Below are 14,867 nucleotides of genomic sequence, written 5' to 3'. Positions count from 1 at the left end.
ATACACCATTTTTATATAATAGGGGTAAGACTTTTTCAAATCCCTCTCTGTCCACCACGAAGCTATACTTTTATAGACTCTTTTAAAATAATCAAACTTCCTTACCTATTACAAAAATGTACTCAAGTACAATATCCTTTTATTTAAAATTATCATAACATAATAAAAAATTATATTTGGAGTTTATTATGTCATCAATTATTGGAAAAGTTAAGAGTGTAGATGGAGTGTTTAATCTTAAAGGTGTTGATGGTTCAGAAAATAAAGTGGCTCAAGGTGATGATGTTTTTGAACAGCAAACTATCGTGGGAGACAAAGCAAATACATCTCAAAATAGCATCATTATTACAATCCAAAATGGTTCTGATATAGTAATTTCTGGACAAGAGAAACAACTATTTGATACTTCTCTTTTAGAAAAAGAGTTTGCACTACAAGATACAGTCACTGAACAAGATTCGATTATAACTCTTTTAGAAAAAAGTGGTGATATCAAAAATATAGAAGATTTAGAAACTGCTGCTGGAGAAGCTGTTGCTGTTGAGTCAACCCAAGGCAGAGGAGCAGAGTTTTTAGAGACAACTTATACGCTTTCAAATATAAATGCTGATCTGAGAGAGAGAAGTTTTGGAGAAAATCAAACAAATTTAGAGATAGACATTAATGAAGATATTCGTAGATTAGGCATAAATAGCCCACTTGTCCTAAACGTAACTCCAGTAGCAACACTTACAGAAGATTCAGTAGCAGCAGGAACAGTTGTAGCAACATCAGTAGCAAGTGATGAAGATGGCGGAGCTATTACATTTACAATCGATGATACAACTAACTATGTAATTAACCCAACAACTGGAGAGGTAACTCTCACATCTACAGGTGCTGCAGTTGTAAACTCAGGAGCAAACCTTCCAGATTTCAATGTAACAGCAACTTCAACTAACTCTACTGCAACCACAGCCGTTAACCCAGCAGATACTACAACTGTAAATGATGCTCTAGTACTAAACGTAACTCCAGTAGCAACACTTACAGAAGATTCAGTAACAGCAGGAACAGTTGTAGCAACATCAGTAGCAAGTGATGAAGATGGCGGAGCTATTACATTTACAATCGATGATACAACTAACTATGTAATTAACCCAACAACTGGAGAGGTAACTCTCACATCTACAGGTGCTGCAGTTGTAAACTCAGGAGCAAACCTTCCAGATTTCAATGTAACAGCAACTTCAACTAACTCTACTGCAACCACAGCCGTTAACCCAGCAGATACTACAACTGTAAATGATGCTCTAGTACTAAACGTAACTCCAGTAGCAACACTTACAGAAGATTCAGTAACAGCAGGAACAGTTGTAGCAACATCAGTAGCAAGTGATGAAGATGGCGGAGCTATTACATTTACAATCGATGATACAACTAACTATGTAATTAACCCAACAACTGGAGAGGTAACTCTCACATCTACAGGTGCTGCAGTTGTAAACTCAGGAGCAAACCTTCCAGATTTCAATGTAACAGCAACTTCAACTAACTCTACTGCAACCACAGCCGTTAACCCAGCAGATACTACAGATGCTAATGACACGCCTACAATTACCATCACAAACCAAAACAGCTTCACAGAAGATGCACTTGCAAACGCAGTAGGCTCTGTAGTTGCAACCTATACAACATATGATGAAGAAGGTAGCCCAGTTACTGTAACTCTAAGCGATCCAACTAACTATGCACTTGATGGTAGTGGTAATGTAACACTTACAGCTGCGGGTCTTATACTTGTTAATAGCGGAACTGATTTACCAGCATTTACACTTACTCCAAACGATGGCACAATCAACGGCACACCTGCTAATGTTGACCCATCAGTTAGCGCTGTTAATGATGCACCAACTATTACTATTACAGCTACTAATAACTTCACAGAAGATGCACCTGCAAACGCAGTAGGCTCTGTAGTTGCAACCTATACAACATATGATGAAGAAGGTAGCCCAGTTACTGTAACTCTAAGCGATCCAACTAACTATGCACTTGATGGTAGTGGTAATGTAACACTTACAGCTGCGGGTCTTATACTTGTTAATAGCGGAACTGATTTACCAGCATTTACACTTACTCCAAACGATGGCACAATCAACGGCACACCTGCTAATGTTGACCCATCAGTTAGCGCTGTTAATGATGCACCAACTATTACTATTACAGCTACTAATAACTTCACAGAAGATGCACCTGCAAACGCAGTAGGCTCTGTAGTTGCAACCTATACAACATATGATGAAGAAGGTAGCCCAGTTACTGTAACTCTAAGCGATCCAACTAACTATGCACTTGATGGTAGTGGTAATGTAACACTTACAGCTGCGGGTCTTATACTTGTTAATAGCGGAACTGATTTACCAGCATTTACACTTACTCCAAACGATGGCACAATCAACGGCACACCTGCTAATGTTGACCCATCAGTTAGCGCTGTTAATGATGCACCAACTATTACTATTACAGCTACTAATAACTTCACAGAAGATGCACCTGCAAACGCAGTAGGCTCTGTAGTTGCAACCTATACAACATATGATGAAGAAGGTAGCCTTGTTAGTGTAACTCTTAGTGATACAAATAACTATGCACTTGATGGAAACGGTAATGTAACACTTACAGCTGCGGGTCTTATACTTGTTAATAGCGGAACTGATTTACCAGCATTTACACTTACTCCAAACGATGGTACAATTAACGGCACACCTGCTAATGTTGACCCATCAGTAACACCAGTTAATGATGTACCAACTATTACTATTACAGCTACTAATAACTTCACAGAAGATGCACCTGCAAACGCAGTAGGCTCTGTAGTTGCAACCTATACAACATATGATGAAGAAGGTAGCCAAGTTACTGTAACTCTAAGCGATCCAACTAACTATGCACTTGATGGTAGTGGTAATGTAACACTTACAGCTGCGGGTCTTATGCTTGTTAATAGCGGAACTGATTTACCAGCATTTACACTTACTCCAAACGATGGCACAATCAACGGCACACCTGCTAATGTTGACCCATCAGTAACTGCTGTTAATGACGCGCCTATTGCTTACGATAATGTAGATAACGTCATAATTTCTGAAGTCACAACATCTGGTAATGTAATTACTGACTCTTATAATGGTAAAGTTGATACAGCAGGAGATGGAACTACGACACTTTTTGGTGTCAAATATGATGGTGTGGAATATACTTCATTTGACGGAAGTGGCAATCTAAGTATTAACGCAAAATATGGAGATATTGTTTTCAATGAAAATGGTGACTATACATATACTTATACAGGTTTGGACCCAGTTGTAACTGGAGGAGCAACTATTTCACAATGGGATGATGTTAATCTTTACGGGTATCAAGGTAATCAACTTTTTGGCGCAGATGATTTGTATGAAGCTAATTCAAAACTCTTGCTTTCTACTTTAGCATCTCATACAGATCAAGTTTCACAAAACAGTCATGGGATAGGGGTAAAAGATAGCAGTTTTATTTATAACAACAGTATTGATGGTAATGACGCACTTGTGTTAGAGTTTAATACTAACATTACGAATGTTGCATTACAGTTTAATGATACTGCTTTATTTTCTATGTTTCCAACGGTAAAATGGTCTACTTATGATAGCGCAGGTAATATTGTTAGTAATGGTTCAACTAGCCATTTCTTCTCATTTTTTGGTACTGGGGATCAATCAATTCAGATACAATCTTCTGATTTTAAATACCTTGTGATTGAATCAGGTGGAATGTTTGACCATATGTATCTTTACAAAGTAAGCTATACACCTGCTGTTGATGCAGCTAGTATATCTAGTGAGAATTTTATATATGAAATAACAGATGCTGATGGCGATAAATCTTCTGCAAATTTAAATATACATATAAATGGTTCAACAATCACGGCAACTGTTGATAGTGCTTCGTTTACAGAAGATCAGAGTTCTGGTATTTTAAGTGCAGGAGGAAATTTAGTAAATACTCTTGCTGATGGAAATACTGGGACATTTAATACAACTGTTACACCAAGCGGAAATGCGTTAGGAAGCTTATCAATTACAGAGAATGGAGAATGGACATATACGGTAGATAATAATAATCTTCAATCATTGTCAAAAGATGAAGTGCATATAGATACTTTTATTGTTGCTACTGCTGATGGAACTGATAGCCATGTTATCCGAATTGATATTACTGGGACAAATGATGCACCAGTGGCAACAGATAATAGTATTATTACAAATATTGCTGCAGGAGAAAATATTACTATTGCTGCAAGTGTATTGACTCTTAATGATACAGATGTAGATAAAAATGATACCTTACATATATCAAATACATTTAATGCATTAAATGGAACCGTTAGCGGGACTGATACTGTTGTTTTTAAAGATACAGCGTCTTTTGGAGCAAATGCACAAATAGTAAATGAATCGGATATATTTGCCTCTGATTCAGAAACAAATGCTTTAAATAATGATATGGCTCATGCATATGAAGTTTCAAGAAGTAAATTTGGACAAGTTAGTGCATCAGATGCGGCATATGTTACAAATGCTTTGCTGCCTAGTTTTAAGTGGAATGGTAGAATAGAAGATGGAAACGCAACTCCAAATACAACGGACCAAGATTATATAAAAGTATATCTGTATGCAGGTGAAAAAATAATTTTAGATATTGATGGTGCTGACAACGGTCAAAAGAATATTGGTACAGATAATAGCGCAGTTGATATGTATCTTAAACTTTATAATGCAAGTGGTACGCTATTGGCTGAAAACGATGATGCCTTAGCATCGCTTGGTAGATTAGGATCTGTTCAGAGTGCTTATCACTCAAATTCACTTGATTCTTATCTTGAGTACACTGCTTCTGCAGATGGCTACTACTACATAGATGCTACAGCATGGAATAACAATTCAAGCAATATTTCATATGATAGTGGAGACTATCAACTCTGGATGTCGATTGAACCTACTTCAGCTTCTCATTTGTCATCTTTCGATTACACTTTAACAGATGGAATTGATAGTGATACAGCTCATGTATCCATTACAACAGTTCAAGGTTCAGTAATAACAGGGACAAGTGCTAATGAAATTTTAATCGGCGGAGATGGAGATGACCTTTTAATAGGTGGAGGCGGAAACGATACGTTTAATGGTGGAACAGGTTACGATACTCTTCTAACTTATGACACAATAGATTTTAGTAAAGTTCAAAATATTGAAGAGATAAATCTAGGAGATGGCACTCAAAATATATCATTAACACTTAGTGATGTAGTGAACATAACAGATACGGATAATGAGCTCTTTATTACTGGAGACAGTTCAGATAACGTTACTCTACAAAATAGTGACAACTGGAGTCAAGCGACAAGCCAAACAGTAGCTGGATTTAATGACTATACGTCAAATCAAGATGAAACTGTCAAACTTCATATCCAAGATGATTTAATTATTACACACTCGTAAAATCTGCTCGTATGTAGAAAAAATATCTACATACGAGATAAAATTACTTTAGAAGCAAAATCAGAGAAACCCTGTCATTTACATGCAATTTAGAAAATATAGAGCTTACATGAGCTTTTACTGTTCTTGTTGTTATGCCCAGAGAAGATGCTATTGCATCGTTTGTCAAACCATTTAATATCAGCATTAAGACATCTTTTTCTTTTTGTGTCAATCTCTCTTCTATCAGTTCACTAGACTCTTTACTTAAGCCTGTTTTGCTATTTGTAGAAGCAAGAGATGCTGTTAGCTCTGGATATGTCCATATATTTTTATCTTTTAGCGTTTCAACCATTTGCGTGAAATGAATTTTATGCATTCTTGAGTTTCCATATGCTTTTATTCCACGCAAAATAAGCATTTTTCCAGTTACAACAGATGGGGCTTTCTCAAGAACAATAAGGTTTAAAGGCGCAGAAGCAGTTGCTATCATGTTGTTTATATCATGGGCAAGAGAGTCGTAATCTGCTATTACAATAGCCTCAGGAGACTTTTTTAGTTCATTAGACAAAGAAGAAATATCGTAACATGAAGAGGTGTTTGTATGAAAAATCTTATCTCTCCACTCATCAACAATATTAAAATCTGAACTAAAAAAAAGTATCTTCATCTACTTCTCCGAAAAAACATACTGTTTTGATTTTAAAATAGGTTTCAAAATATACTCCATAACGCTTTTTTTACCTGTTACGATATCAACATTTACAGTCATCCCAGGGATAATATTTAGTGGTTTTGCCTCTGTTCCCAAATAATTTTTTTCAGTTATAACATGTATGATATAAAAAGTGTTATCCTTTTTGTCTGTTATAGTGTCTGGAGATATATTTACAACTTTTCCGCTAAGTCCACCGTGAATAGCGAAGTCGTATGCAGATACTTTTACTTTTGCAACCGCTCCTAGATGAATAAAAGCTATATCACTAGGCTTTATTTTTACTTCTAGATATAACTTCTTATTTGTAGGAACTATCTCTACTAAATCCGCCCCAGGTTGAACAACACCACCTATTGTGTTTATAAATAATTTTTGTACAATCCCCTCAACTGGTGATTTTACCATCGTTCTATCAACTTGATCGCTAAAGGCTACTTGTTGAGTTTTTAGTCTAGCAATTTCTGCTATAACTTTATTTAGTTCCTCTTTTGCGGTATTTATAAATAGTTGCTTTGACTCTTCTCTTTTATTTTTTGACTCTTCAATAGCAGCGCTTAATCTAGGAAGAGAGAGTTTAGTTGCTTGAATATCATTTTCAATTGCACTTGCTTCTCTTTTTAATTTTAAGAAGTCAACTTTGGATTTTACACCCTCTTTAACCATTGGTTCAGTCATAGAGATCTCTTCAGTTACAAACTCCAAAGATTTTTGTAAAGAGTATACTTTAGCACTTGCTTCTTTGTATGCCTGTTCTCTTTGTGTAATCATATTTGCTAGTGATCTATCTTTGGCATTAAACTCTGTTTTGTTTGAGTTGTATAAATTTTCTGCCAATTTTATCTGACGTCTGAACTCTTCATCAGTAACTTCTGGTGTTTGAAATTCACGTTCATTTGCTTGTGCAAAAAGTCTCAATCTTTTTGCTTCTAACTCATAATATGTCATCTCATTTGTACGGGAAGTAGAGACTGACTTAGCATTGCTAATCTTTAAAATCACTTCATTCTCTTTAACGATTTGTCCCTCTTCAATCAAGATAGACTCTATAATCCCGCCTTCTAAATTTTGTATGATTTTATTTTGTCCATAAGGTATAACGGCTCCATCTCCTCTGGTTATCTCATCAACTTTTGTAAGAGACGCCCAGATAATTAAAGCTGCAACAGTAAAGAGCCAAATCTTAATAACAACACTCATTTTTTTAGGAGTATGCTCTAAAACAGCAGCGCTAAGGCTGTTCATAAAACTATAGTCGTTTTTTGTGTACTCTAAAGGTTTATTTTTTTTCATTAGCGCCTTCTTTTCCTTGTAGTTTAGCTAGTGCTTCATCTCTTGGTGCATCAATAAAAACTTTCCCCTCATTCATAACTATAACTCTTTGTACGATTCTAAGAAGTGACATTTTTTGAGTTACTAAAATTGCAGTTTTAGTTTCTAACTCACGTTGCATATTGTCTAAGAGTTTCGCTTCAGTCATCTGATCCATAGCGTTGCTTGGTTCATCCATAAGCATAATTGGAGAGTTCAGCAAGAAAGCTCTAGCGATCCCAATACTTTGTCGCTGACCTCCAGAGAGCCCTTGTCCACGCTCTTCAATAGGCATTTCATACCCTTTTGGGTGTTTTTTTATAAATTCAGCAGTTGTACTAATTTGAGATGCTCGTAGCATTGCCGAGTCACTTGCATGAGAGGCACAAAAAGTGATGTTCTCTTTTACTGTTCCACGAAAAAGCATAATGTCTTGTGAAACATAACCCATACTTTTTCTCAAATCTGCAGGGTCTATCTGTTTTATATCAATCCCATCTATAAGAATTTGCCCAGAATTAGGCTCATACAAGCCTAAAACAAGCTTCAGTATCGTACTTTTCCCTGAGCCAATACGTCCAATTATGGCAACATGTTCACCTGCATTTATGGTAAAAGAGACATTTTTTAAAACCTGCATATCACAGTTAGGATATGAAAAAGTTACATTTACAAACTCTATTTGACCGCTAAACTTAGGTCTCTCAACAAATTTCTTTCCACTAGGTCTCTCGCTTGGTTGAGAGATTATCTCATTTAGAGTCTCATAAGATGTTTTTGTCTCTTCATAGTTTGTTAAGAGTGCTGCAACTTGACCCATTGGAGCTAGAGTTCTTGAAGTTAAGATAACTATAGCTATTAGTCCACCCATAGATAGCTCAAACTCTTTGATTAAATAAACACCAAAGACAATTATCATAACTGTATTTAGTTGTATCAAAAACTGTGTTATTGTAGGAATTGATGAAGAAAGAAGGCGTGATTTAAGGCTTTTAGTTGCAATCTCTCCAGTTGATTCCTCCCAGTTCCACTGTACTTGATTTACTGCACCTAGAGTTTTTAATGTCTCGATATTGTTTAGAGCTTCAATCAAAATAGAGTTTTTCTTAGCACTAGCTTCATGCGTACTCTCTATACTCTCTTGCAGTGGGTTTTTAATCAAAATAGCATAAGCGATAATTAAAAATATAGTTACAATCGGAATGATTACAATAAGACCGCCAAGATACCAGATAACAAGAAGAAAGATAATAGTAAAAGGAAGATCTATAACGGCTGTCATAGTAGCATTTGTAAGAAAACTTCTAATAGAGTCAAAGTCTTTTATGTTACTTGCAAAAGAGCCAACAGAAGATGGGTGATGTGCCATCTTTAAGTCAAGAACTTTCTCAAAAATGATTGAAGACATAATTACATCACTTTTTTTTGCGGCAGACTCAAGCAGATATGTTCTGGTGAACTTTAAAAAAGTATCTATGATATAAACAACGGCTACTCCTATGGCAAAAACCCAAAGCGTTTCAATAGCGTTATTTGGGACAACTCTATCATAAACATTCATCGTAAAGAGAGGAGAGGCTAAGACAAAAAGATTTATAAGCAGTGAGGCATATAAAACATCTTTGTAAATAGGTAATGATAGTTTTATAGTGCTCCAAAACCAATGTTTTTGATTTATGTGAAGTGTTCTTGAATTTTTATCGTTATATTCAAAAGCTTTTTTTATCATAAAGCCAAAGCCTATATACTCATCTTCTAAAACAGAGATATCAACCCACTGCTCAATTGCTTCTTCTGCGGGCATAACAATTTTAGCCATAGTTCCATCTTTGCTAAAACTGTCTAGTATACAAGCACCTTGATTTGATAGCAAGATAATCATAGGAAGTTGAAGTGATGATATTTGAGAAAGAGGTCGTTTGATAAGAGATGATTTAAGACCAGCTTTTTCAGATGCTCGAGAGAAGAGACCTTTTGAATTTTCGATAGAAAATAGCTCTGGCGAATCACTGCCCCTCTCAATAGGAAGCCCAGCAGTTAGGGCTTCCGCTGAGTATGGCTTGTGATATAGTTTTGTAAAAAGAACTAAACACTCAAGCAGAGCATCCATGTTTAAATTTTCTACATTTGTTAAAAGCATATAGAACCTTTTTTTTAAATATTATAGTTTTACGAGTCTATTTTGCTCTGTTTTCTATGATTTTAATATTATGCCATTATTATATTTTTTTATTACTTATTGTAAGAAATAGGCAACTCATCGTTATTTTGTGGAGTTTCTCCGCGTAACCCTACATTTGCATATAGATTCTCACTGTTTTGTAAAACTGTTGTAACAAGCGTTCCCATTGCATCTAAAATTCTATATTTTGCAAAGAGCATATTGTACTGGGAGCTTATTATTTGAGCTTTTGCAGCAATAAAATCATTTTGTGCAGATAAAAGGTCAAGAAGTGAGCGACGACCTAAGTCATACTCTTTTGAGTAGAGTGTTAAAGTTTGAAGAGAGAACTCTTTGTACTCATTTAGGTGCCCTAACTGCTCTGTTAGTTTTTCATGAGCACTCCATGAAAGATTTACTCTCTCAGTAACGTCACGCTCTAGTCTGTTTTTAATTTGCATTTCTTGATTAATAGTGCTTATACTTTTTTGTTTTGCTGATTCATCTGCAAAACCGTTGAAAAAGTTGTATTTTAAGTATGCCATAGCTCTTAAGTTCTCATACTTGCCCTCGATACCACTTAAATTTTTGTTTAAATTTTGTGATATTTCAAGATCTACAGATGGATAGTATGGAGATTTTTTCTCTTCATAAGTGGCATTTGCTAGTTTGATATTGTATTTTGAAACAAGTAGTGATGGATTATTTTCTTTAGCGAACTCCTCAGCTTCTTTAACATTTAGAGGAAGGGCTACTTCATCTGTTGGTCTTGTCATACTATTAGCATCGATAGAGTGCCCTAGTAGTTTTTGCATATTATGTTCTGCATCAAGAAGAGTATTTTCTTGAACAACATAATTTGCTTTTGCAAGAGCAAGAGCTGATTTTATCTTGTTTACTTCAGAGAGTGTTGTAAGTCCAGCATCATAAAGTTTTTGTACTTTGTTGAAAATTTCTGTATTTATCTCAACGTTCTCTTTTTGAGTAGAGAGAAGTTCTCTGTTTTTCATAACTTCAATGTATGCGTTTAATGTTTCAAACGAAGTTTGATTTACTTTTTCTATATAGCTGTAAGCAGCAGAGACAGTTCTGTTTTCTTGCTGAGAAACTCTGCTTTGAGTTTCAAAACCTTTGAAAATGTTTTGTGAAAGTGTAAGCGAATTTTGATAGACACTGTAATCAAATGGAGTGCTGTTTGGAGCTCTTTTGCCATCTTCTTTACCAACCCCGATAGATAGGTCTAGTTTTGGCAAATATCCAGATTTTGCAGTCGTAATATCTTCTTTTGTTGCATTATAGTTTTTCAGTCTCTCTAGTACAGTAGGATTGGTAGATAAAACTTCATCTAATGTCGTTTTGATATCCTGAGAAAAAAGCACAGATGCTAAAGATAGTGAGAGTAATATTTTACGATTCATAACAATGTTCCTGTATATTAAATTGCGTGAGTATATCAAAAATCACTATTGTGTCAGCTTAATATTATTATATAAACAAATATAACTAAGATTTTTTTAGGCTATTTTACGAAACGTGAGATGAGATATAGACACTCTTTGTGCTATAATCCAAATCTTAAAAATACAATAAAAAAGTAATCCATGCTCTCATCAGATATAGACTCTATTTTAAACAATAAAGATAAATTGCTAACTCAAACATATTTTGAACTTCAGAGACATTTTGAGCAAAAGTATGGAAAAGATACAGTTGTTTTTATAGAGATTGGAACTTTTTTTGAAGTCTATGAAGTAAATAACGATGATGAGCAGGTTGGTAAAGCCAAAGAGATAGCAGAACTCTTAAATATTCAGCTCACTAAAAAAAATAAAAATATAGTCGAAAACAGTGATAGAAACCCGCTCTTAGCAGGTGTTCCTGCTCTCTCATTTGATAGATACCTAAGCCGTCTTATTGCAGAGCAAAAATATACAGTTATTGTTGTAAAACAGAGAGGAAACCCTCCAAAAATAAGCCGTTATATCTCCCAGATTGTCTCTCCAGGAACTAACTTTGACTATATAGTTGATAACGATGATAACTATATAGTCTCAATCTTGATTGATAAACATAGAGATATTTATGAAGTCGGATATAGCGCCATAGACGTAACTACTGGCAAAACTTGGCTATATGAATCTCATGGAACAAGCGAAGACCCAGCTTATGCGTTAGATGAAATTTTCAATCTTTTAAATGTTTATCGCACCTCTGAGATAGTTGTTACTTTTTTAGATGGAGTTGAAGACCAGCGCCATGCTATGCAATATCTTGAAATCGCCCAGCACTACCACTACAGCATAAACAACCAAAGACCTCGCGTAGAGTTTCAAAACAGGCTCTTTTGTGAGGTTTATCAGATAAAATCTCTACTCTCAGCTATTGAGCATCTCGATTTAGAGAGAAGCCCAATGATAAGCGAGTCTTTGGCTATTCTTATCCATTTTGTGATTGAACATGATATACATATAGTTCAAAAACTTGACCTGCCAAAAATCATAGACAACAGACGCTACATGTACCTTGGAAACAGTGCGCTAGAGCAGATGGGCGTAATATCTAAAGATAGAAATGAGTTTACACTATTAAAACTCCTCGATAAGAGTGCAACAGCCATTGGGCGCAGACTTCTAAAAGAGAGACTATTAAATCCAATCATACAAAAAGATGAGTTAGAACGCCGTTATAACCTCATAGATAAACTCTCTTTGCATGTAAGATATTTGGATGAAGTTATGCGTGGGATTTATGACTTAGAGAGACTCTCAAGAAGGCTCTATCTTGGGAGGCTTCACCCTTTTGAGATGAACCATATATATGACTCAATGCTTAGCGTAAAAGAGTTGGTTGGGTATGCAAAGAAGCACAAGATACAAAAGACGCCATTTAGTGAGAGCGAAGTTGATGAATTTTTAAGAGATATTTCAAAGAGTATAGATTTGGATGTTTCAAGACGTTTTACTACAAATAGCGTTGATGAAAACTTTCTTATGAATGGTGTCGATGAGGCGATAGATACTTTAGTCAAAGAGAACCAAACTATGCTTATCGCATTTGAAGATATTATGGCAAAAATTGAGCTTCTCGTTGGGGGTTCAAACTCAAATAGCTCAAATGTAGCACTCGGTCTTTTAGAAAAAGAGGGTTATTACATATCTCTTAGCAAAAATAGATTTTCTATGATAGAAAAAGAGTTTTACAAAGATGAAGATTTTAAAAAATTTAGTGTTAAAAAACTAACAAACAATGTAAAAATAACCTCTGCTTTTACTGATAATCTCTCAGATTTGATTATGAAAAACCGCCGTAAAATTGTGGTTTTGGCAAAAGAGAGATTTATGCATCTTCAAGCTCTTTATGAGAAGCGTTACGCTCTTCTTTTTGACCGTATTATAGGTTATGTGGCTGATTTGGATGTTGGTGTGAGCTCATCAAAAGTTGCACAGATGTATAAACACTCAAGACCAACCATTGTTGAAGTTGAGCGTGAAGAAAACTTTATCCAAATCATGCAACTCCGCCATCCTCTCATAGAGATACAAGAGAGAAGCGGTATATATGTTCCAAATGATATAGTGATGGGGAATCGCGCATATATTGACCTGCCTCATCCAAAAACAGTTATGCTTGATTTGAGTGTTCATGATGGACATGAGATAAATGGCGTACTTCTTTATGGGATAAACTCAAGCGGTAAATCTTCACTTATGAAAAGTATAGGGTTAGCAACACTGATGGCACAGGCTGGTTTTTATGTAAGTGCAGCAGCTATGAGATTTTCACTCTTTGACTCTCTATTTACAAGGATAGTCTCAAGAGACAATCTTGCAAAAGGGTTATCCACATTTGCAGTTGAGATGCTTGAACTTAAAAACATCTTCAATCGTGCAACTCTGCGCTCTTTGATTTTAGGCGATGAGATAAGTCATGGAACTGAGACGCTCTCTGGAGTTGCCATAGTTTCAAGTGCTATCATAAAGCTCTCAAAACTCCGCTCAATCTTTCTTTTTGCAACACACCTTCATCAGCTCTCAACCATGAAAGAGATACGTGATTTGAAAAATGTAGTGGATTTGCATCTAAGCGTTGAGTATGATGAAGCAGAGGACAAACTGCTCTTCAACAGAGTTCTTCAGAGTGGAAGCGGGAGCAGTATATATGGTTTGGAGTTTGCAAAATCGCTTCATATGGATAGTGATTTTTTGGATATTGCAAACGGCATTAGAAAAAGATTGGCTAAAGATTTTGATGAGTTGGAGTTGCTGGTTAAGAAAAAAAGCTCAAAGTACAACAAAGAGTTATATGTTACAAAGTGCGTAATCTGTGGCGATATGGCAGAAGATGTGCATCACATAAAACATAAATCTTTAGCAGATGAGGATGGTTTTATAGGACATTTTCATAAAAACACAAAACATAATCTCATCCCTTTATGTAAAGAGCATCATAAAAAAATCCATGAGGGCAAGATAAGAGTTGATGGTTTTGTGATGACTAGCAGTGGGCTAGAGTTGAAGTATGAAGAACAATTAAGCAAAACAGAGCCAAAAAAAGAGACAACTCCAGAGATAAATGAGTCAAAAAAATTTATACTAGATGATTGGGAGTAGAGCTCTTTTTATCTTTAGTGCAAAATGAGTTCTCAAGAGTTCTAAAGAGTGTCTCAAGCATATTTGAGCTGTTTTCATACTCTGTACTAGAGATAGAGTGAATAAAAAACTCTCTATCCGTGCAGCTCTCTTTGAGACTATTTTCAAGATTTTGTGTTGCAATTTTTGATGAGTTTGAGTCAATGCAGTCAAATACAACAAAAAAGAGATTGCTCTGCAACGAGATATATTTATCTGTTTTTCTTTTAGCTTTGAAGTGCAGGTCTGGATTTAAATCGCTATCTGGGCAGTAGACAATCGCAATAGCAAAGTTTATATGATACCTTTTATGTCTGTATGAGTATTCATCTAAATAATTTGTAATTTCATTAAAATATTTTTTGCAATTTCCTTTTTTAAACCCTGACATAAAAACCTTTCATAATTAAATTGAGGCGATAATATCATAAATTTATATTATAGATAAATGAAAACAGATGAATTTTATAAAAAATATTAAAAAGTGTGAAAATTTATAACATTTGTCATCTAAATAAAAAACAGTATAATTCACACTTCAATAAATTAGCCTA

7 protein-coding genes are annotated in these 14,867 nt (G+C 35.2%); 2 read left to right on the top strand and 5 right to left on the bottom strand.

Features of this window, described 5'->3' with window-relative positions:
• Positions 1-188: 188 nt before the first annotated feature.
• Positions 189-5,519: a beta strand repeat-containing protein gene (locus AC6H33_RS07945; RefSeq protein ID WP_497604354.1), complete on the top strand. Its 5,331-nt coding sequence runs from the start codon at positions 189-191 to the stop codon at positions 5,517-5,519.
• 43 nt (positions 5,520-5,562) lie between these two features.
• Here AC6H33_RS07945 and AC6H33_RS07940 read toward each other — a convergent pair whose 3' ends face one another.
• The 4 genes from AC6H33_RS07940 to AC6H33_RS07925 form a co-directional block, all read right to left on the bottom strand.
• The gene (locus AC6H33_RS07940; protein WP_497604353.1) at positions 5,563-6,168 is read right to left on the bottom strand and encodes a response regulator transcription factor; all 606 of its coding nucleotides are present in this window, start codon (positions 6,166-6,168) and stop codon (positions 5,563-5,565) included.
• Positions 6,169-7,506, bottom strand: a complete 1,338-nt coding sequence (locus AC6H33_RS07935; protein ID WP_497604352.1) for an HlyD family type I secretion periplasmic adaptor subunit — start codon at positions 7,504-7,506, stop codon at positions 6,169-6,171.
• A complete protein-coding gene (locus tag AC6H33_RS07930; RefSeq protein WP_497604351.1) occupies positions 7,493-9,664 on the bottom strand; it encodes a type I secretion system permease/ATPase in 2,172 nt (723 codons plus the stop codon). Before AC6H33_RS07930 ends, AC6H33_RS07935 begins: the two co-directional genes overlap by 14 nt.
• Before the next feature lie 92 nt (positions 9,665-9,756).
• Positions 9,757-11,103 (bottom strand): TolC family outer membrane protein, encoded by a 1,347-nt coding sequence (locus AC6H33_RS07925; RefSeq protein WP_497604350.1) that lies wholly within the window; start codon positions 11,101-11,103, stop codon positions 9,757-9,759.
• A 183-nt stretch (positions 11,104-11,286) separates the two neighbouring features.
• Here AC6H33_RS07925 and AC6H33_RS07920 point away from each other — a divergent pair, with 183 nt between their 5' ends.
• A complete protein-coding gene (locus tag AC6H33_RS07920; RefSeq protein ID WP_497604349.1) occupies positions 11,287-14,295 on the top strand; it encodes a MutS-related protein in 3,009 nt (1,002 codons plus the stop codon).
• On the opposite strand, the gene AC6H33_RS07915 is transcribed toward AC6H33_RS07920, so the two are convergent.
• Positions 14,273-14,704: a hypothetical protein gene (locus tag AC6H33_RS07915; RefSeq protein ID WP_497604348.1), complete on the bottom strand. Its 432-nt coding sequence runs from the start codon at positions 14,702-14,704 to the stop codon at positions 14,273-14,275. The genes AC6H33_RS07920 and AC6H33_RS07915 overlap by 23 nt on opposite strands.
• Positions 14,705-14,867 lie beyond the last annotated feature (163 nt).

This window comes from Sulfurimonas limnophila, assembly GCF_059705345.1.
This window is presented reverse-complemented; position numbering and strand designations above follow the sequence as displayed.